Origin of the sequence: Paenarthrobacter sp. NPDC058040, from assembly GCF_042885775.1 — a bacterium.
In the GTDB taxonomy this organism is placed as follows: Bacteria; Actinomycetota; Actinomycetes; order Actinomycetales; family Micrococcaceae; genus Arthrobacter.
In genome coordinates this window covers 486,711-505,008 of sequence record NZ_JBHVRN010000001.1, presented here as the reverse complement: position 1 = coordinate 505,008, position 18,298 = coordinate 486,711, and the positions used below count along the sequence as shown (strand labels likewise).

18 protein-coding genes are annotated in these 18,298 nt (G+C 64.3%); 12 read left to right on the top strand and 6 right to left on the bottom strand.

Features of this window, described 5'->3' with window-relative positions; genetic code table 11:
- Positions 1 to 2: 2 nt before the first annotated feature.
- Positions 3 to 1,610: a carboxyl transferase domain-containing protein gene (locus ACFVSJ_RS02200; RefSeq protein ID WP_387433838.1), complete on the bottom strand. Its 1,608-nt coding sequence runs from the start codon at positions 1,608 to 1,610 to the stop codon at positions 3 to 5.
- Positions 1,611 to 1,751: 141 nt separating this feature from the next.
- On the opposite strand from ACFVSJ_RS02200, the gene ACFVSJ_RS02195 reads away from it, so the two are divergent.
- The 3 genes from ACFVSJ_RS02195 to ACFVSJ_RS02185 all read left to right on the top strand — a co-directional run bounded on the left by ACFVSJ_RS02195 (position 1,752) and on the right by ACFVSJ_RS02185 (position 4,939).
- Positions 1,752 to 2,381 (top strand): TetR/AcrR family transcriptional regulator, encoded by a 630-nt coding sequence (locus ACFVSJ_RS02195; RefSeq protein ID WP_387433836.1) that lies wholly within the window; start codon positions 1,752 to 1,754, stop codon positions 2,379 to 2,381.
- 234 nt (positions 2,382 to 2,615) lie between these two features.
- Positions 2,616 to 3,962, top strand: a complete 1,347-nt coding sequence (locus ACFVSJ_RS02190; protein WP_387434166.1) for a DUF222 domain-containing protein — start codon at positions 2,616 to 2,618, stop codon at positions 3,960 to 3,962.
- A 104-nt stretch (positions 3,963 to 4,066) separates the two neighbouring features.
- The gene (locus tag ACFVSJ_RS02185) at positions 4,067 to 4,939 is read left to right on the top strand and encodes an NAD-dependent epimerase/dehydratase family protein (RefSeq protein ID WP_387433833.1); all 873 of its coding nucleotides are present in this window, start codon (positions 4,067 to 4,069) and stop codon (positions 4,937 to 4,939) included.
- A 31-nt stretch (positions 4,940 to 4,970) separates the two neighbouring features.
- Here ACFVSJ_RS02185 and ACFVSJ_RS02180 read toward each other — a convergent pair whose 3' ends face one another.
- Genes ACFVSJ_RS02180 through pdhA form a run of 3 tightly spaced genes read right to left on the bottom strand, consistent with a single transcriptional unit; the run spans position 4,971 to position 8,529 of the window.
- Positions 4,971 to 6,353, bottom strand: coding sequence for a dihydrolipoamide acetyltransferase family protein (locus ACFVSJ_RS02180; RefSeq protein WP_387433831.1), 1,383 nt, complete (start codon positions 6,351 to 6,353; stop codon positions 4,971 to 4,973).
- Positions 6,350 to 7,360, bottom strand: a complete 1,011-nt coding sequence (locus tag ACFVSJ_RS02175) for an alpha-ketoacid dehydrogenase subunit beta (RefSeq protein WP_387433828.1) — start codon at positions 7,358 to 7,360, stop codon at positions 6,350 to 6,352. Before ACFVSJ_RS02175 ends, ACFVSJ_RS02180 begins: the two co-directional genes overlap by 4 nt.
- The gene (gene pdhA / locus ACFVSJ_RS02170; protein WP_387433826.1) at positions 7,360 to 8,529 is read right to left on the bottom strand and encodes a pyruvate dehydrogenase (acetyl-transferring) E1 component subunit alpha; all 1,170 of its coding nucleotides are present in this window, start codon (positions 8,527 to 8,529) and stop codon (positions 7,360 to 7,362) included. Before pdhA ends, ACFVSJ_RS02175 begins: the two co-directional genes overlap by 1 nt.
- Before the next feature lie 195 nt (positions 8,530 to 8,724).
- Between pdhA and ACFVSJ_RS02165 the strand changes: the two genes are divergently transcribed.
- The 5 genes from ACFVSJ_RS02165 to ACFVSJ_RS02145 all read left to right on the top strand — a co-directional run bounded on the left by ACFVSJ_RS02165 (position 8,725) and on the right by ACFVSJ_RS02145 (position 12,273).
- Complete coding sequence (locus tag ACFVSJ_RS02165; RefSeq protein ID WP_387433824.1) at positions 8,725 to 9,195, top strand: Lrp/AsnC family transcriptional regulator; 471 nt, start codon at positions 8,725 to 8,727, stop codon at positions 9,193 to 9,195.
- Between the two features lie 104 nt (positions 9,196 to 9,299).
- Positions 9,300 to 10,004 (top strand): hypothetical protein, encoded by a 705-nt coding sequence (locus tag ACFVSJ_RS02160; protein ID WP_387433822.1) that lies wholly within the window; start codon positions 9,300 to 9,302, stop codon positions 10,002 to 10,004.
- 125 nt (positions 10,005 to 10,129) lie between these two features.
- A complete protein-coding gene (locus tag ACFVSJ_RS02155) occupies positions 10,130 to 10,537 on the top strand; it encodes a DUF4383 domain-containing protein (RefSeq protein ID WP_387433819.1) in 408 nt (135 codons plus the stop codon).
- A 53-nt stretch (positions 10,538 to 10,590) separates the two neighbouring features.
- Entirely contained in the window at positions 10,591 to 11,178 is a 588-nt protein-coding gene (locus ACFVSJ_RS02150; RefSeq protein ID WP_387433817.1) for a hypothetical protein, read from the top strand.
- A 75-nt stretch (positions 11,179 to 11,253) separates the two neighbouring features.
- Positions 11,254 to 12,273 carry a PHP domain-containing protein gene (locus ACFVSJ_RS02145; RefSeq protein WP_387433814.1) on the top strand — a complete coding sequence of 340 codons (1,020 nt, stop codon included), beginning with the start codon at positions 11,254 to 11,256 and terminating at the stop codon, positions 12,271 to 12,273.
- A 58-nt stretch (positions 12,274 to 12,331) separates the two neighbouring features.
- On the opposite strand, the gene ACFVSJ_RS02140 is transcribed toward ACFVSJ_RS02145, so the two are convergent.
- Together ACFVSJ_RS02140 and ACFVSJ_RS02135 are read right to left on the bottom strand one after the other, a co-directional pair.
- Positions 12,332 to 13,939 (bottom strand): cation acetate symporter, encoded by a 1,608-nt coding sequence (locus ACFVSJ_RS02140; protein ID WP_387434164.1) that lies wholly within the window; start codon positions 13,937 to 13,939, stop codon positions 12,332 to 12,334.
- Positions 13,940 to 13,944: 5 nt separating this feature from the next.
- Positions 13,945 to 14,325 (bottom strand): DUF485 domain-containing protein, encoded by a 381-nt coding sequence (locus tag ACFVSJ_RS02135; RefSeq protein ID WP_387433811.1) that lies wholly within the window; start codon positions 14,323 to 14,325, stop codon positions 13,945 to 13,947.
- A 216-nt stretch (positions 14,326 to 14,541) separates the two neighbouring features.
- On the opposite strand from ACFVSJ_RS02135, the gene ACFVSJ_RS02130 reads away from it, so the two are divergent.
- From ACFVSJ_RS02130 to ACFVSJ_RS02115, 4 genes are read left to right on the top strand one after another with little or no spacing between them, the layout of a single operon-like run.
- Positions 14,542 to 15,720, top strand: coding sequence for a sensor histidine kinase (locus tag ACFVSJ_RS02130; protein WP_387433808.1), 1,179 nt, complete (start codon positions 14,542 to 14,544; stop codon positions 15,718 to 15,720).
- Between the two features lie 16 nt (positions 15,721 to 15,736).
- Positions 15,737 to 16,456: a LytR/AlgR family response regulator transcription factor gene (locus ACFVSJ_RS02125; protein WP_387433807.1), complete on the top strand. Its 720-nt coding sequence runs from the start codon at positions 15,737 to 15,739 to the stop codon at positions 16,454 to 16,456.
- A complete protein-coding gene (locus ACFVSJ_RS02120) occupies positions 16,453 to 16,815 on the top strand; it encodes a hypothetical protein (protein ID WP_387433805.1) in 363 nt (120 codons plus the stop codon). The genes ACFVSJ_RS02125 and ACFVSJ_RS02120 overlap by 4 nt, the downstream gene beginning before the upstream one ends.
- Positions 16,812 to 18,281, top strand: coding sequence for a cation acetate symporter (locus ACFVSJ_RS02115; protein ID WP_387433803.1), 1,470 nt, complete (start codon positions 16,812 to 16,814; stop codon positions 18,279 to 18,281). The genes ACFVSJ_RS02120 and ACFVSJ_RS02115 overlap by 4 nt, the downstream gene beginning before the upstream one ends.
- Positions 18,282 to 18,298 lie beyond the last annotated feature (17 nt).

The window sequence follows — 18,298 nt, the reverse complement described above, 5'->3', positions numbered from 1 at the left end:
GGTCACATCCTGAAAAGGCCGAAAGCGGTCTCGGGCAATTGCTGGCGGGACACGACATCCAAGGCCATGCCGAGGATCCGGCGGGTGTCTGCCGGGTCTATGATGCCGTCGTCCCAAAGCCGGGCCGTGGAGTAGTAGGGACTTCCCTGGTCCTCGTATTGCTGTTTGATGGGGGCCTTGAAGGCCTCTTCCTCTTCAGCGGACCATTCCTCTCCGCGGGCCTCGTATTGTTCCCGCTTGACCGTGGCCAGGACGCTGGAGGCCTGGTTGCCACCCATCACGGAAATCCGGGCGGCAGGCCACATACAGAGGAACCTGGGCGAGTAGGCCCGGCCGCACATCGAGTAGTTGCCTGCCCCGAAACTGCCGCCGATGACCACCGTCAGTTTGGGAACCCGGGCTGTGGCAACGGCAGTGACCATCTTCGCCCCGTTCTTGGCGATGCCGCCCTGCTCGTAGTCCTTGCCCACCATGAAGCCGGAAAGGTTCTGCAGGAAGATCAGCGGAATGCCGCGCTGATCGCACAGTTCGATGAAGTGTGCGCCCTTCAACGACGATTCGCTGAAGAGCACCCCGTTGTTGGCCACGATTCCAACGGGATGGCCATGCAGGTGGGCAAACCCTGTGACCAGGGTGGTGCCGTAGTTCTTCTTGAACTCGTGGAACTCAGAGCCGTCCACGAGCCGGGCGATGACCTCGCGCACGTCGTAGGGGGCGTTGACGTCTGTTGGAACCACGCCGTAAATCCCTGCGGGATCGACGACGGGCGGGAGGACGACGTCGAGAACGTCCCATGCCGGTGGCGCCGGTTTGGGCAGCGTCGCCACGATGTCGCGCACGATCTCCAGGGCATGCTGGTCGTTCTCCGCCAAGTGGTCCACCACCCCGGAGATCTTGGCGTGGACGTCACCGCCTCCGAGTTCCTCGGCTGTGACGATCTCGCCAATGGCGGCCTTCACGAGCGGTGGGCCGCCAAGGAAGATGGTGCCCTGGTTGCGAACGATGACCGTCTCGTCGCTCATCGCGGGAACATAGGCTCCGCCCGCCGTGCACGAACCCATGACTGAGGCAATCTGCGGAATTTTCGCCGCAGACATCCTGGCCTGGTTGTAGAAGATCCGGCCGAAGTGCTCCTTGTCCGGGAACACCTCATCTTGCTTCGGGAGGAAGGCTCCCCCGGAATCCACAAGGTAGATGCAGGGAAGTTTGTTCTCCAAGGCAATTTCCTGCGCCCGGAGGTGCTTTTTGACGGTCATGGGATAGTACGTGCCGCCTTTGACCGTGGCGTCGTTGGAGATCACCAGGACATGCCGCCCATGCACCAAACCGATTCCCGCAATAACTCCCGCGCCCGGGGAATCGTCGTTGTACATGCCGTTGGCGGCCAGGGGCGCGATCTCCAGAAAGGGACTGCCCTCGTCCAGAAGGTAATCGATGCGCTCGCGTGGCAGGAGTTTGCCCCGGGCGATGTGCCGCTCCCTGGACTTCTCCGGGCCGCCGAGGGCCGTTTTTTCGAGCCGTTCCGCCAGTTCCCTCACTAGCTCCCGCTGGGCTGCCTCGTTGGCTTCAAAGGCGGTGCCGGCCCGTGCCACGCTGGCGATTGTCTCCATCGACTACTGATCCATTCCCGGCCTGCTTTGTTTCGCCCAGGCCATTTCGGTTAGTGCCACGTAACTGAAATTTAGGTTAGTCTTTATTAACTGTGATGTCCAGCACAGCCCCTCCACGGGGCCGTCGCCAAGGAGGAAAACGTGGTTGGAACGCGCCACTCCGATGTGGACGGCACCCGTGCCGCCACCACGCAGCGAAGCCAGGCCAAGGAAGAACGTCGCGTCGCGTTGCTCTCCGCAGCTGCCAGCCTGTTTGCCGAGAACGGGTTCAGCAGGGTCTCGCTTGAGGACCTCGGGTCTGCCGCCGGGGTCAGCGGGCCCGCGGTTTACCGGCATTTTCCCGGCAAGCAGGCCGTGCTGGCCGAATTGTTGCTCAGCGTGAGCCGCGACCTGCTGAGCGGCGGGCAGCAAGTCATTGCGGAGGCCGAAGATCCCGCCTCCGCACTTCGCGGGCTGATCGCATTCCACGTCGACTTCGCGCTCACAAACCCGGACGTCATCCGAGTCCAGGACCGCGATTTTTCCAGCCTGGGCGAATCCGACCAAGCGGAAGTCCGTTCGCTGCAGCGCAGCTATGTGGAGACCTGGGTAGATGTCCTGGGGCAGGTCCACGGAGCCACCGACACCGCGGAGCTACGGGTCAGGGCCCACGCAGCCTTCGGATTGATCAACTCGACGCCCCACTCGGTCCGCCAACACGGCCGCCGGATCGCAGCCAAATCCGCCCGGCCCATCCTGGAGCAGATGGCCTTCGCTGCGCTGATGGCCTAGTCAGGACCGCGATTGGCCCAGCCACCCTACCGAGAGCACGCGCCGTCAATGCGGTGACTCCCCTGCGGCAGTTTTCCACATAGGGCGAATGAGGCCTGATGCCGCACCGATGCCGCTGGAAGACTTGAAGACATGGACGAGACTTCGGCGGGGCAGAGTGACGGCAATGGCGACTCTCCTTCTGGCCGCGCTGCCGACTCTCTCCGCACTTGGGCATCCTCGTTTGGGGATTTGATGGCTGCTGTGGGTTCTTTGCAGCCCGTCCGTGAGAGTGCTGGGTTGGTTGATCAGTTGCGGGGTTTGGAGGATTTGAAGTCTGCGGTGGCGGCGGCGCAGGCGAGGGTGGCTGTGGCGTTTGATCTGGCGCAGCGTCGTGAGCAGGCCGCGGCGGGGGTTCCCGTGTCGGAGCAGGGGAAGGGTGTCGCGGCGCAGGTAGCGTTGGCGCGGCGGGAGTCCCCGAATAAAGGTTCGCGGTTATTGGGGTTGGCGAAGGCGTTGGTTACTGAGATGCCGCGGACCCTCAGAGCTCTCGAAACCGGTCAGCTCAATGAGTGGCGGGCGACGCTGTTGGTGAAGGAAACGGCCTGCCTGCCGGCGGAGGACCGGTGCGCGGTGGATGAGGAGCTCGCCCCGGACACGGGAACCTTCGACGGCGCAGGAGACAAAGCTATCATCGCCGCCGCGAAAGCCGCCGCTTACCGCCGTGATCCCCGGTCCGTAACCCAGCGGGCAGCCCACGCAGCCACCGAACGGCATGTGAGCCTCCGCCCGGCACCTGACACCATGACTTACCTGACGGCGTTGTTGCCGGTTGCGCAGGGTGTGGCTGTTTATGCTGCCCTGACCCGGGCAGCGGGCACGGCCCGCTCCCAAGGTGACACACGGTCCAAGGGGCAGGCCATGGCGGATACCCTGGTGGAGCGGGTTACTGGCACGCCGGGCGGGATCGCCGGGGTGCAGGTAGAACTCGTGATGACCGACCGTGCGCTGTTGCAAGGTGATTCCGAGCCGGCCCGGTTGAAGGGCTACGGGATCGTCCCTGCAGGCTGGGCGAGGGAGCTGGCCAGGAACGGATCAGCCGGGCAGGGGACCTTGCAACACCCCGTGGGAGAAAACGAGCCTGCCGGCGAATCGACCCGCGACGCCTCGGATTTCGATGTCTGGCTCCGACGTCTCTACACAGCACCCGACACCGGTGAACTGTTGGCCATGGATTCGCGGGCGAGGCTGTTTCCCAGGGGGATGCGGCGGTTTATCGAGACCCGTGATGACACCTGCCGCACCCCCTACTGCGACGCGCCCATCCGGCACTTCGATCACGTTCTGGCCTGGCACGCCGGTGGGACTACGAGCCTTGAGAACGGGGCAGGGCTCTGCGAAGCGTGCAACCACACCAAAGAAGATCCGGGATGGAGCGTCAAACCTCAACCGGGCAAACGCCACACGCTCAGACTGACCACACCCACCGGCCACAGCTACCACTCAACCGCGCCACCACTGTCCGGGCACGAACGAAAGCGCCAGAAGCGCCCATTACCTGATCCGCCGCGGACGGAAGCAAGCGAACTGGCACGCTTGTAGGGGCTTGGTTTTCCTAGGACTCACAGGGCCACGCTGGCGGGCTGTTTTCGTGCGCGGCGACCCCTAGGCTGAAAAGAACAGCGACCACCAAGGAGAAAACCATCATGAAAATTGCCGTCACTGGCGGAACCGGAAAACTGGGCAGGAGCGTGGTTCGCCGACTGACGCAAGACGGCCACCAGGTGCTCAACATGGACAAAGCGGGTCAACGGGGTCCGGGGTACGTCCAGGTGGACCTCCGGAACTACGGACAGGTAGTGGACGTGATCCTCGGCCTGGACGATCGGCACAGCGGACTCGATGCGGTAGTTCACCTGGCAGCCATTCCGGCCCCCGGGTTGGTGCCCGACGCCGCAACGTTCGAGAACAACATGGTGTCCACGTACAACGTCTTTCAAGCGGCCAGGCGGGCAGGCATCAAGAAAGTTGTCTACGCCTCCAGCGAGACCGTGCTCGGCTTGCCGTTCGACACCCCGCCGCCCTACATCCCGGTGGATGAGGAGTACGCGGCGCGCCCGGAAAGCACCTACTCCCTGGTGAAGCACCTTGAAGAACAGATGGCCGTCCAGTTCACCCGGTGGGATCCCGAGCTCAGCATCACAGCGTTAAGGTTCTCCAACGTCATGGACCCTGAAGACTACGATGCCTTCCCGTCATTCGACTCCGACGCGAGCCTCCGCAAGTGGAACCTCTGGGGCTACATTGACGCCCGGGATGGCGCACAGGCCGTGGCCCGTGCCCTGGAGTCGGCGGACCCCGGTTTCGAAGCGTTCATCATCGCCGCCGCTGACACCGTGATGGGCCGAAACAGTGCCGGCCTCGCCGCCGAGGTGTTCCCCGGCGTCGAAGTCGTTAAAGATCTGGGCGAGCACGAAACCATGCTGTCCATCGACAAGGCCCGCCGCGTGCTCGGATTCGATCCCGAACACAGTTGGCGCGATGTCCACTCGAACCGCACCACTCCGACGGAAGACTGAGCCCGGCGAAACAGCAGAACGCGCCACAGACCTAGACCATGGTCATGACCACGGCGGGATCGGAGAGTATGGACCCAAGGTCGGCAAGGAACCGGGACCCCTGTTCGCCGTCCACCAAGCGGTGGTCGAAGGACAAGCTCAGGGACATCACCTGACGGACGGCCAGTTCGTCGCCGACCACCCACGGCGCTTTCCTGACGGCACCCAAGGCCACGATTGCGGCCTCCCCCGGATTCACAATGGGCGTGCCCGCGTCGATCCCGAACACGCCGATGTTGGTGATCGAAATGGTCCCTCCGGAAAGGTCTGCGGGAGTGGTCTTCCCGGCGCGGGCCGTGTCCGTAAGCTCCGAGAGTTGGATGGCGAGGTCGCGAAGCGAAAGCTGGTGCGCGTCCTTGATGTTCGGAACCGTCAGGCCACGGGGCGTAGCCGCGGCGATGCCGAGGTTGACGTAATTGAACTGCACGATTTCCTGGCGGCCCTCATCCCAGTGCGAGTTCAGCGTCGGGTTGTTTCGGAGCGCAATCAGCACCGCTTTGGCCGCGACCGTAAGCGGAGTCAGCTTCACGCCCTCGAACGACTTGCTGCCCTTCAGCCGCGCCAGCAGTTCCATGGTGGCGGTGACGTCGACAGTCAGGAACTCCGTGACGTGCGGCGCTGTGAAGGCACTCTGCACCATGGCCGCCGCGGTGAATTTGCGGACTCCCTTGATCGGGGTACGCGTTTCACGTTCGCCGCTCGGAGCGGGCGCTGAGGAAGCTGCCTCCTGGGACGGCTTCCCGCCGAAGTTCTGGATGTCCTCACGCGTGATGAGGCCACGCGGCCCACTTCCGGTCACTTCTTCCAGGTCGATCCCGAGGTCACGGGCCAACTTCCGCACGGGCGGAGTGGAACGCGGCCGCTCCCCCGGCGCCTGCTCGACGGCGGGAAGTGCCTGCTCGATCCCGGTCGGCGCGGCAGGTGCCTGCGTTTCGGTTGCCGCGTGGTCCTGCAGCGCGGGCGCCACAGCACGGCCGCGGGCACGCCGGGTGGGCCGTCCGGCATGTTCGACGACGGCTCCGTAGCCCACCAGGTTCGGCTCGCGTTTCGCGGGCGCCTCCGAAGTTGTGGCCGCCGACTCTGCCCCGCCGTCGGCGGCTTTGCCGCCGTTGGCGGAACCGGCGTCGTCCACCTCGAACGAAACGATCGGTTTGCCGACCTCCACCACGGTGCCCGGCTGTTCATGCAACGCTGCCACGACGCCGGCGAACGGCGACGGCAACTCGACCACGGCCTTGGCTGTTTCCACCTCAGCGATGACCTGGTTCAGCGCCACGGTGTCCCCCACGGCCACCTTCCAGCTGAGGATTTCCGACTCGGTCAGTCCTTCGCCAAGGTCCGGCAGCCTGAATTCCTTGATCATGGTGGCGCTCATCCTTCCAGTCCGCTCAGGGAGTTGGGGCGTCCCAAGGCTCGGTCAACGCCGTCGAGGATCCTGTCCAGATCAGGCAGGTGGTGCATCTCGACCTTCGAGTAAGGGTACGGAACATCGAAGCCCGTGATCCGGACCGGGGCCGCTTCGAGGTAGTTGAAGCAGCGCTCCGTGATGCTCGCGGCAATTTCGGCGCCCAGTCCACCCGATTGCCCGGCCTCGTGCGTGATGACCAGGCGGCCGGTCTTGCGAACGGAGGCCTCAACCACGGGATAGTCCACGGGAGCCAGGGAACGGAGGTCGATAACTTCCACGGATGTGCCCTCATCGGCAGCAGCCTGCGCAGCGTCCTTAGCCGTCTTCACGAGAGGACCATAGGCAACCAGCGTGACGTCCGAGCCGGGATTCACCACTGCTCCCTTGTCAAGGGGCAAGGCAGCAGAAAGGTCCAGACCCTCGTCCACGTCCCCCTTGTCGTGGTACCGGCGCTTGGGCTCGAAGTACAGCACGGGATCATCGGAGGCGATGGCCTGCTGGATCATGGTGTAGGCGTCCTGCGGATTGGACACGGCCACCACCCGTAGCCCGGAGGTGTGGGTGAAATAGGCCTCGGGCGATTCCGAGTGATGTTCGGGCGACCCAATCCCGCCCCCGAACGGAACACGGATGGTGATGGGCATCTTGACCCGGCCTTGGGTCCGGTAATGCATTTTGGCCACCTGGCTGACGATCTGGTCGAAGGCCGGGTAGATGAAACCGTCGAACTGGATCTCGCAGACCGGGCGGTAACCGCGGTACGCCAAGCCAACGGCGGTTCCGATGATGCCGGACTCGGCCAGCGGAGAATCGATGACGCGGTGCTTGCCGAAGTCCTTCTGCAGGCCATCCGTCACGCGGAAGACTCCGCCAAGGGAGCCGATATCCTCACCGATGAGGACCACTTTGGGGTCGTTTTCCAGTGATTTGCGGAGGCCGGCGTTGATGGCCCGGGCGAAAGTGAGCTTGGACATCAGAAGGCACCTTCCTCGACGGTCCCGTTGAAGTTGTTCAGGTAACGCGAGTAGTGGTCCTTTTGCCGCTCGATCCACGGGTTCGGCGTGCTGTACACGTGGTTGAACACGTCCAGGGGTTCCGGGTCCGGCATGGTGGTGCAACTGGTGCGCAGTTCGGCGCCGACGGCGTCGGCCTTGGCTTTCACCTGGGCTTCGAAAGCCTCCGTGAACAGCCCCTTGGCCTCGAGCAACCTGCGCAGGCGGAGGATCGGATCCTTGGCCGCCCAGTCCTCGAGTTCGTTGGCGTCCCTGTATCGGGTGGGATCATCGGCCGTCGTGTGCGGACCCATCCTGTAGGTCACAGCCTCGATAAACGTGGGCCCGCCGCCCTTGCGTGCCCGGTCCAGTGCTACGCGTGTTGCTGCCATGACCGCCAGGACGTCATTGCCGTCCACCCGCATGCTTGGAATGCCGAAGCCCGTGGGCCTGTCAGCGAGCTGGATGTGGGACTGGACCCGTACGGGTTCCGAGATGGCCCAGTGGTTGTTTTGGCAGAAGAACACGACGGGCGCCTGGAAGCTCGCGGCGAAGACCATGGCCTCGTTGACGTCGCCCTCGCTGGTTGCGCCATCTCCGAAATAGGCAAGGACTGCCGTGCTGGCTCCGTCCAATTGGACCCCCATGGCATAGCCGGTAGCGTGCAGGCTTTGCGAACCGATGATGATCTGGGGAGTTGCCATGTTGATGCGCTGCGGGTCCCAGCTGTACAATGCATTGCCGCGCCACACCTTGGCGATCTCGGACAGGTGTGCCCCGCGGACATACGCCACGCCGCTCTCGCGGTAGCTGGGGAACACAAAATCGTCATCGCGGAGGGAACGGCTGGAACCGATCTGCGATGCCTCCTGGCCCAGGAGCGGCGGCCAAAGGGCCAGCTCTCCTTGGCGTTGCAGGGCGGTCGCCTCGGTGTCTATGCGGCGAATAACTGCCATGTCCTCATAAAGGGCGCAGAGTTGTTCGTCACCGATGTCCTTGACCCACAGGTCAAACTCGGGGTGGCTGATCCGCTCACCGTCGGGAGATATCAACTGCAGCAGATTGCCGCCAGTCCGCAATGGATGATGTGCACTTTGTTCCGGGTCCGGAGCGACATGGTCCACTCCCTTTCCCGCCTTATCCGTCAACACAGGTGATCGCGACCTTCCGGCTCGTGTTCGTCGGCCCTAGCCGGACTTGTGATCCAGCCGCAGACCGGCCCCCTGGCGCCTTCGCCCGGGTTATTTGTGACCCTACTCACAACGGGCATCGGGTACAACTACCCACGCCAGAAATGAGCATTATGCCCTATTTGGAGGCTTCCACCCGTGCTAATCTTGCGCATTATGCAACCTTTGGATGGCACTGACACCCGGCTCCTTTCAGCGATGGCGAAAGATCCGCGAGGCACCGTGGTGGCCTTGGCCCAGAAGCTTGGCCTGTCCCGCAACACCGTCCAAGCCCGCATGGCTCAGCTCGAGAAGAAGCATGCTTTCCTGTCGTTCGAGCGGCGCATCAATCCGGTGGCCCTGGGATATCCGTTGACCGCCTTCATCAGCGTCCATGTCCAGCAACAAAAGCTCGCCAGTTTGGCCCGGGAGTTGGCGGACATCCCGGAGATACTCGAAGGCCATGGGCTCACCGGCTCGGCGGACCTTCTGCTGCGGGTTGTGGCCCTGGATGCCGAGGACCTTTACCGGATCAACGGCAAGATCCTGGCCTGCGACGGGGTGGAACGCACGGACACCGCCCTGGCAATGCGCGAAATGATCCCCTACCGCGTGCAGCCGCTTCTCGGCCGGCGTTCGGAGGCCTGACAACCCGCCGGCTGGACCCCTTGCCCGGGAACGCAAGGATGCTGTTTGATTCAGTTGGACGCATCGGGGGCCGGCCAGAGGTTCCCGGCTGAAAGGGGCACGCAGTGAGCAACCCGCAAGAACCGAACGGCCGCGACGACATCCCTCGCAACCCCACCCAACCCGGGCAGTATCCTCCACAACAACCCGGCTACCCCGAACAGCCCGGAACGCCGCCGCAGTGGCAACAACCGCCGTCGTACGCCGGCTCCCAACCCGGCAGCCCATCCTACGGCGGGCCTCAATACGCCAACCCGGGCGGCACCCAAAACCCCTATTCCCAAGGCCAATACCCGCCGGGGCAGTACCCACCTGGCCAATACGGCCAGCAGCCCGTACCGCCGGCAAAGAAGCGGAAAGTCCTGTGGATTGTCCTTGGCATCGTGGCGGGCGTGATCGTCCTGGCCGTCGTGGGCGTCCTGGTGCTGGTCAACGTCGTGGGAAACGCAACCTCCAAGGCACGCTCCCTTGCGGATGAATTCACCAACCTGGTCATCGCCGGAGATACGGAGCGGGCTTATGACGACTACCTCCAGCAAGAGCTCAAGGACCAGTTGGACAAGCAATCGTTCGTGGACGGAATTGCGAGCCTGGAACTGGACAGCTCCTGCAAGCCCAACTACAACTCAGTCAACGTGAACAATACGAATGGCAACAACAAAGCGGACATCTCGGGCACCTTGCAATGCGATGGCAAGAGCATCGAGCTCCGGTACGTCTTCGAGGGGACCAACGACCTCAAGATGAGCAGCATCCGGCTTCGCCCCTGAGCAAACAAAAAATTCACCAACAACACCCATCCACCTGGGCGCATGGTCCGAACCACTCGTGAAAGCTCCACCCGGAGCTTCGCGAACAGGCCGGAAACACCGGCCACCACCGAAAGGTTCGGACCATGCGTACTTCGCCCAATCGCTTGATCGCCACCATCTTCGGAGCCGTATACCTCCTGGTAGGCGTGCTCGGTTTCTTTGTCACCGCGGGAACCGGGTTCTTCGCCACCGAGGGTGCAACCTTGATCATCTTCGCCGTGAACCCCCTGCACAACGTGATCCACCTGGCCATCGGCGCTGCCCTGCTCTACGCCGGACTGAACAGCGTCACGCTGTCCAAGACCGTGAACACCACCGTAGGCGGCGTCTACCTGCTGGTGGGCATCCTCGGCCTCTTCCTGGTTGGCAGCTCGCTGAACATCATCGCCCTGAACGGTGCTGACAACGTGCTGCACCTGGCCAGCGCCGTGGTCCTGCTGGGCGTTGCCCTTTCCCAGGACAAGGTGGCTGCCGCTACAGCCCGAGCCTGATCCACGCGATGCAGCCCCAGCAAACACACCATCAGGAAGGCACGGCAAGCAGCATGGCTGGACAGGACCACTCGACGCTCAAAGCGGCAACGCTGCTGTTCGTCTACTTCGCGGCGATGGCCGCCGGAATGGTGGACCTTGCCCTGTCTGCCGGCTATCTCGTTTCATCCGGGACCGGCCCGCTGATCGGGGGCCTCCTTGCCCTGGTTGCCGGGCTGGCCTTCCTGGCGTGGTCGTTGTGGGGGTTGCATCGCAACACCCTGGTCTTTCCACGGCTGGTTCTTCCGGCCCTGGCTGCAGCTGCAGCCATCCACGTCGCCGTTCTGGCTGTGGGCCTCACGGCCCCCTCCCGTTCACTGGACATCAGCCACTTGGCTGCCCTGGGGGTAACCCTCATGGCCCTGGCTGGAGCAGGCTGGCTGCGGCGGCAACACCAAACCAACGGCGGCGGCACCCACGGCCAGCCAAGGACCGGGCGGCTTCTGGCAGCCGCGTTCGGAGCCGCCGTCGTTGTTGCCTCAGTGGCGACGCCGGGACTGGCTGCCTCAATGGCCGGCCAGCACGCCGTCCCTCACGGAGAACACGGCCAGGCTCCGTCGGAGGGCGTGAATCCGGCGCTCACTCCAGGCCACCACCACTAGGGTGGGCAGGTCCGAAGGGGCGCATCATCGGCCTTGCCCTGTTGATGGTGCGCCCCGTTCGTGGATGATGGATCGATGGACCCCGTTGAGGCGCTCGATGAAATCTCCTTCTGGCTGGAACGCAGCCTGGCACCCACTTTCAAGGTCCAGGCCTTCCGCAAAGCGGCCGACGTCGTTCGGAACCTGCCGCCCGACGAACTGCCACGGCTGGTCACGGCTGGCCGGATCACCAGCCTCAAGGGCGTAGGAAACCGCAGCGCCGAAGTCATCACCCAGGCCCTGGAAGGCCGCGTTCCCGATTACCTGGAGGACCTCAGGGAGCGGGGCACACAACCGCTGGCGGCCAACGGCCACCACCTCGCAGCTGCCCTCCGCGGCGACCTGCACAGCCACAGCAACTGGTCCGACGGCGGATCACCCATAGAAACGATGGTGGCGGCTGCCCGAACCCTTGGCCGGGAGTACCAAGCGCTCACCGACCATTCCCCCAACCTGACCATCGCCAACGGGCTCAGCGCGGAGCGGCTCGAAGAACAACTGGCAATCGTGGACGGCATCAACGCAGGACAGGATGGTTTCCGGCTCCTCAAGGGCATCGAGGTGGACATCCTCGAAGATGGCACCCTGGACCAGACTCCCGAGATGCTGGACCAGCTGGACGTGGTGGTTGCCAGCGTTCATTCCAAGCTCCGGTCCGATCACCAGACCATGACAACGCGGATGCTGGGCGGCATTTCGGATCCCCATACCAATGTGCTGGGACACTGCACCGGCAGGTTGGTCCAAGGCTCCCGGGGCACCCGGCCGGAGTCCGAATTCGACGCAGCGAAGGTGTTCAAGGAATGCGCCGAGTGGGGCGTCGCCGTCGAAATCAACTCACGTCCGGAACGGCAGGACCCGCCGGAACGGCTCATCAAGATGGCCCTCGACGCCGGCTGCCTGTTCAGCATCGACAGTGACGCCCATGCACCGGGCCAGTTGGATTTCCTCCAGTACGGCGCGGAGCGCGCGGAGGCGGCAGGCGTCCCCACGGAACGCATCGTCACCACGTGGCCGCTGAAGCAGCTGCAGGAGTGGCTGGCACTGAAGAAGTGACGTGCACCAAGGAGCCCCCGTTGCCAGGCGGCAACGGGGGCTCACCTCCGTCAAGAGGTCAGTGGTCCACCGCCTTCTCGGCACCCACGCCGGTCAGCGAGCGGACTTCCATTTCGGCCTGCTTGGCTGCGTCCTCCTTGCGCTTGTCCAGGACGGTCCCCAGCCAGCCGAGGAAGAAGGCCAACGGGATGGAGACAATGCCAGGGTTGCTCAACGGGAAGAACGCGAAGTTCGCTCCCTGGATCATCGAGGTCTTTGCACCCGAAACAACGGGCGAGAACGTGATCAGCAGGATGGCCGCTGCCAGGCCGCCGTACATGCTCCACACCGCGCCCTGGGTGGTGAACTTCCGCCAGAACAAGGAGTACACGATGGTTGGCAGGTTTGCCGAAGCCGCGACGGCGAAGGCCAGTGCCACAAGGAAGGCCACGTTCTGGCCGTTGGCGAAGATGCCGCCGAGGATGGCGAGGATGCCGATCACCACAACGGTGCGGCGGGCCACCTTGACCTCGGTGGTGGCGTCGGCCTTCCCCTTGGAGATGACGTTCGCGTAGATGTCATGGGCGAACGAGGCGGCCGCCGTGATGGTCAGCCCTGCCACCACAGCCAGGATCGTGGCGAAGGCGACGGCGGAGATGAAGCCCAGGAGGAGTGGTCCGCCGAGGTGGAAGGCCAGCAAGGGAGCCGCCGAATTGACGCCGCCGGGGGCCGACTTGATGGTTTCCGCACCGACCAAGGCAGCAGCACCGTAACCGAGGACCAGGGTGAAAAGGTAGAACAGGCCGATCAACCAGATGGACCAAACCACCGATTTGCGGGCTTCCTTCGCCGTGGGCACCGTGTAGAAGCGCATCAGGACGTGGGGCAAGGCAGCTGTTCCCAGGACCAGGGCGAGCCCCAGGGACATGAAGTCGAGTTTTGACGTTTCCGTCTTTCCGTACTGCAGGCCCGGATTCAGGACGGCCGGGTTGTTTGCCGCTTCCGCCGCGGATCCCAACAGGTTGGAAAGGTTGAACCCGTAGATGGCGAGCACCCAGGCCGTCATGACGGCGGCGCCGGCAATCAGCAGGATGGCTTTGATGATCTGTACCCAGGTGGTGCCCTTCATGCCGCCGATCAGGACGTACATGATCATGAGGGCGCCGACGACGATGATCACCAGCGCTTGTCCGCCCCAGTCGCTGATGCCCAGGAGAAGCGAAATGAGGCTCCCTGCGCCTGCCATTTGGGCCAAGAGGTAGAAGAAGCAGACCGCGAGGGTGGAGAGCGCGGCAGCGATACGGACCGGGCGTTGGCGCAGGCGGAAGGACAGGACGTCAGCCATGGTGAACTTGCCTGTATTCCGCAGCAGCTCGGCCACCAGCAGGAGGGCCACGAGCCAGGCCACCAGGAAGCCGATGGAGTAGAGGAAACCGTCGTAGCCGTTGATGGCGATGGCGCCGGTGATGCCAAGGAAGGAGGCCGCGGAGAGGTAGTCTCCGGCGATGGCGGTGCCGTTCTGGGAACCTGTGAACGAGCGGCCGGCCGCGTAGTAGTCTGCCGCCGTCTTGTTGTTCCGGCTGGCACGGAAGACGATCACCATGGTGACCGCGACGAAGAGGGCGAAAATGCCCATGTTCAGGAGCGTGGTGTCTTTCAGGGCAGCAACTTCGACTGCCGGGACCATGGTGTTCACAGGGCTCCCCCGCGGGTGATGGTGCTGGACTTGTCGAACTCGTGGCCTTCGATCTCTTCACGGATTTCGGCGGCGATGGGGTCCAGCTTCCGGTTGGAGTAGCTCACGTACCACGCAGTGATGCCGAACGTGGTGACGAACTGGAGCAGGCCAAGGATCAGGCCGACGTTGATATTGCCCCAGACCTTGATGGACATGAATCCCACCGCATAGTCGGCCAGCAGGACGTAGGCGAAGTACCACAGCAGGAATGCTGCCGCCATCGGGAAGACGAAGCTCCTGTGCCTCTTCCGCAGTGTCTTGAACCGTTCCGTTTGCTGGACTTCCTGGAAGTCCACGGACGCCGGAGCGTCCTGGGGTTGGGCCTCATTACCCATGGGTTCCTCCTGGTTGTGATGTGTCCACATCAGCCCGGTGCGCATTCCAACTCCATCCGCACGCCAATGTGACTGCAATCACTATCGAACGGGCAGCATGGCACGTTCCAGCACATCGGGCACCGTTGTCGCCCAGCGGTCACGATGCTGCGCCCAACGGCGGCGGGGACGGACAACCGGCGTCGTTCCTTCACGGGATTGGCTACGCTAGGCTCCATGCCCGATTCCCCGCTTTTCACCGCTGCCGCGGTCGCCGTGATCGTACTGGCAGTCGCCGTGGTGGTGGGTGTCGGCCTGAAAGTAGTCCGGTCATTCCGGGATCTGGGGACCGACGCTGAGCGGGCAACCTACAACACCCTCCACGCGGCGTCCCGCGCCGGGCAGCATTTGCGGGGCGGGTTGACGGCAGTCGGAGCCGCGAAAGCCAGCAAGCAGTTGCGTGCCCTCCTGGCCTGCGACGCGTTCGCCATCACCGACACGGAGTCCGTCATGGCTTGGGACGGGGCGGCAGAGGAACTGCGGCCCCTCCTTATGGGCCTTGCAGCGGAAGTCCTGGGCAGCGGGCGGACCGCGGTTGTCCCGCAGGCGGCGAACACCGCTGGAGGCTACAGCGCAGTGATCGCACCCATCCGTGCAGATTCCCGGGTGGTGGGCTCCGTTGCGGCCCTGGCACCGAGCGCCGGCGCGGGACTGGTCCGGGCCACCAGCGAGGTAGCGGACTGGATCGGCACCCAACTTGAGTTGGCCGAACTAGAGTCATCCCGGACCCTGCTCATGGAGGCCGAGGTCCGCGCCTTGCGTGCCCAGATCAGCCCCCACTTCATCTATAACTCCCTGAACGCCATCGCGTCCTTCATCAATACGGATCCCGCCCGCGCCCGCGAACTCGTGGTGGAGTTCGCCGACTTCACCCGTTACTCGTTTCGGCGCCACGGGGACTTCACCACCGTGGCCGAGGAGCTGCGTTGCATCGACCGCTACCTCCTCCTGGAGCGCGCACGCTTTGGCGAACGGGTGCAGGTCAGCCTGCGGGTGGCCCCGGAGGTGCTCAGTACGGTGATCCCCTTCCTCAGCCTGCAACCGCTCGTCGAAAATGCCGTCCGGCACGGCCTCGAGGCCAAGGAAGGACCGGGGCACATCACCATCTGTGCCAACGATTCCGGCGCGTTCGCTGAGGTCACCATCGAGGACGACGGCGTCGGGATGGACCCGGAGCACCTGCGGTCAGTGCTAGCCGGACACACGGACGGGGACCACGTGGGGCTCCGGAACGTCGATGCCCGGCTTCGGCAGGTCTACGGCGACGATCATGGACTGGTGATTGAAACCGCTCCCGGTGAGGGCACACTGATCACCATGCGCGTGCCCAAGTCACAACCGGGCCATGACGCGTGAGGCTAGTCTTTTAATCATGATCAACGTGCTCGTCGCTGATGACGAACTCCCCGCCGTCGAGGAGCTGGCCTTCCTGCTGGGGCGTGACGGCCGGATTGGCGCCATCCATCGTGCATCCTCCGGCGCCGAGGCCCTCCGGACCCTGGAAACGGAATCCGTTGACGCCGTCTTCCTCGACATCCATATGCCTGCCCTGTCCGGCCTGGACATCGCGCGCGCCATTTCCCGGAGCAACAACCCGCCCGCCGTCGTTTTCGTCACCGCCGATGAAGACTGCGCGCTGGAGGCCTTCGACCTCGCCGCCATCGACTACCTGCTCAAACCACTCCGGGCCGAACGCCTGGCCCGTTCCGTGGACCGGATCAGCGAACTCATCAAGGATGGCGCTGCCGCGCCTGAAATGATCACCGTAGACCTCGGGAGCACCACCCGAATGATCCGGCGGGACGACGTCAGCTACGTCCAGGCCCAGGGTGACTACGCCCGGCTCCACACATCCGAGGCCAGCTACCTGATCCGGGTGCCGCTCAGCGACCTTGAACAGCAGTGGGCGGAGGCAGGCTTCATCCGTATCCATCGCAGCTACCTCATCGCCCTCAACCACGTGGGGCATTTGAAACTCTCGGCGACCGGCCCCAGCGTCACGGTTGCGGGCGCCGAACTGCCCATCAGCCGGCGCCACCTGCCCGCCGTGCGCGACAAGCTGCAAGCAACCCGCCCCCGGCCGCAAGGATGACTCGCGTTCGCGTGACGGCGCCACGGCAGGGGGCCCGGACGGCTCCGGGCAGGTCCCTGTACTCCGGCGAAGCTGCCGAGGAATCCGACGCCGGCCAGGTTTTTGTCCGCTCGCTCATCCGGTCCCAATTGCGCCTTGCCTTGGTGGTGGGCTGCGGCTTCCTGCTCATCCTCGCCGCTTTCGCCCTCTTGCTCGTGTATGGTCCCGGAGTCGCTGACACCCGGGTGTTGGGTGTACCGCTCGACTGGCTGCTGCTGGGACTTGGCATCTATCCGGTCATTGGCCTGAGCGCCTGGCTCTTCACCCGCGCGGCTGCACGGAACGAGGCCCGGTACCGGGATTTGGTGGAGGACAAGTGAACCCTGCGGTCGGCCTGATCGCCTTCGTCGCCGTCTCGCTTGCCACGGCGGCCATCGGCTTCTACGGGTTGCGCATCTCCCGCACCACGGGAGACTTCTACGTTGCCTCCCGCACGGTGCGCCCGTGGTGGAACGCGTCCGCCATCGGTGGCGAGTACCTGTCCGCGGCGAGCTTCCTGGGCGTGGCCGGACTCATCCTGCTGTCCGGGACGGATGCCTTGTGGTTCCCGGTGGGTTACACCGCCGGTTACCTGATGCTGTTGCTCTTTGTCGCCGCTCCCCTGCGCCGGTCGGGCGCCTACACCATCCCCGACTTCACCGAGTCGCGGCTCGATTCGAAAGTGGTGCGACGGGTTACCAGCCTTGTGGTGGTCGCGGTCGGCTGGCTGTATATCGTGCCCCAACTGCATGGCGCCGCCCTCACCATCCGCATCACCACCGGGCTGCCGTCGTGGGTAGGTTCGACGGCGGTTGTGCTGGTTGTGTGCCTCACGGTGGTGGCAGGTGGCATGCGGTCCATCACGTTTGTCCAGGCCTTCCAATACTGGTTGAAACTGACCGCCCTGGCTGTACCCGTTGTTTTCGTCCTGCTGGCGCTCGCAGGAAGCGGCACTCCGGTGCAGGCGCCCCTGCCCGTGAATCCAACCGGCCAGGCTGCAGCGAGTGGCTACCAAAACATCTCCTTGATGGTTGCCTTGCTGTTTGGAACCCTTGGACTTCCCCATGTGCTGGTTCGTTTCTACACCAACCCCGACGGCCAATCGGCCCGCCGCACCACCCTGATCGTGCTCGGCCTGCTCTCCGTTTTCTATCTCTTTCCCACGTTGGCCGGGGCCCTGGGCCGTGCGTTCGCCCCCGATCTCGCCAGGGCCGGGCAGTCCGATGCCTTGGTGTTGCTGCTTCCGGGAAGACTGGTGGGCGGCCCTGCGGGCGATTTCCTGTCGGCACTGGTGGTAGCGGGAGCATTCGCTGCGTTCCTGTCCACCACGTCCGGACTTGTGGTCTCCCTGTCCGGAGTGATCAGCCAGGACCTGTTTGGTGGCAGCGTCCGCGGTTTCCGCCTCGCGGCGCTGCTGGCCGCCGTCGTGCCTTTGGCTTTTGCCTTCATGACCGACACTTTGGCGCTGGCCGGAAGCGTAGGGCTGGTGTTCGCGTTTACGGCTTCAACCATCTGCCCCGTGCTGCTCCTGGGGATCTGGTGGCGCGGGCTCACCGATGCCGGAGCCATAGCCGGCATGGTGACCGGCGGCCTGCTGTGTGGCGGAGCCATGGTGGCAGGGACGGTCCTGGGAACTGCAGCAGCTCCCGCGTGGCTTGCCCAGCCTGCCGCATGGAGCGTCCCCGCTGCGTTCGCTGCGACCATCGGCGTCTCCATGGCCACCAAGAAACGGGTTCCTGTGACGGTAAACCGGGTGATGTCCCGGCTCCATGTCCCCGAACGGCCGGTGGCCACGGAACGGCCCTGACAAGAGTCTGTTGTCCG

Coding starts and splice junctions, on each gene's coding strand:
- ACFVSJ_RS02200 (WP_387433838.1), bottom strand. CDS start 1,610: ATGGAGACAATCGCCAGCGTGGCACGGGCCGGCACCGCCTTTGAAGCC.
- ACFVSJ_RS02190 (WP_387434166.1), top strand. CDS start 2,616: ATGGCTGCTGTGGGTTCTTTGCAGCCCGTCCGTGAGAGTGCTGGGTTG.
- ACFVSJ_RS02185 (WP_387433833.1), top strand. CDS start 4,067: ATGAAAATTGCCGTCACTGGCGGAACCGGAAAACTGGGCAGGAGCGTG.
- ACFVSJ_RS02180 (WP_387433831.1), bottom strand. CDS start 6,353: ATGAGCGCCACCATGATCAAGGAATTCAGGCTGCCGGACCTTGGCGAA.
- ACFVSJ_RS02175 (WP_387433828.1), bottom strand. CDS start 7,360: ATGTCCAAGCTCACTTTCGCCCGGGCCATCAACGCCGGCCTCCGCAAA.
- ACFVSJ_RS02165 (WP_387433824.1), top strand. CDS start 8,725: ATGCAACCTTTGGATGGCACTGACACCCGGCTCCTTTCAGCGATGGCG.
- ACFVSJ_RS02155 (WP_387433819.1), top strand. CDS start 10,130: ATGCGTACTTCGCCCAATCGCTTGATCGCCACCATCTTCGGAGCCGTA.
- ACFVSJ_RS02150 (WP_387433817.1), top strand. CDS start 10,591: ATGGCTGGACAGGACCACTCGACGCTCAAAGCGGCAACGCTGCTGTTC.
- ACFVSJ_RS02145 (WP_387433814.1), top strand. CDS start 11,254: ATGGACCCCGTTGAGGCGCTCGATGAAATCTCCTTCTGGCTGGAACGC.
- ACFVSJ_RS02140 (WP_387434164.1), bottom strand. CDS start 13,939: ATGGTCCCGGCAGTCGAAGTTGCTGCCCTGAAAGACACCACGCTCCTG.
- ACFVSJ_RS02135 (WP_387433811.1), bottom strand. CDS start 14,325: ATGGGTAATGAGGCCCAACCCCAGGACGCTCCGGCGTCCGTGGACTTC.
- ACFVSJ_RS02130 (WP_387433808.1), top strand. CDS start 14,542: ATGCCCGATTCCCCGCTTTTCACCGCTGCCGCGGTCGCCGTGATCGTA.
- ACFVSJ_RS02125 (WP_387433807.1), top strand. CDS start 15,737: ATGATCAACGTGCTCGTCGCTGATGACGAACTCCCCGCCGTCGAGGAG.
- ACFVSJ_RS02120 (WP_387433805.1), top strand. CDS start 16,453: ATGACTCGCGTTCGCGTGACGGCGCCACGGCAGGGGGCCCGGACGGCT.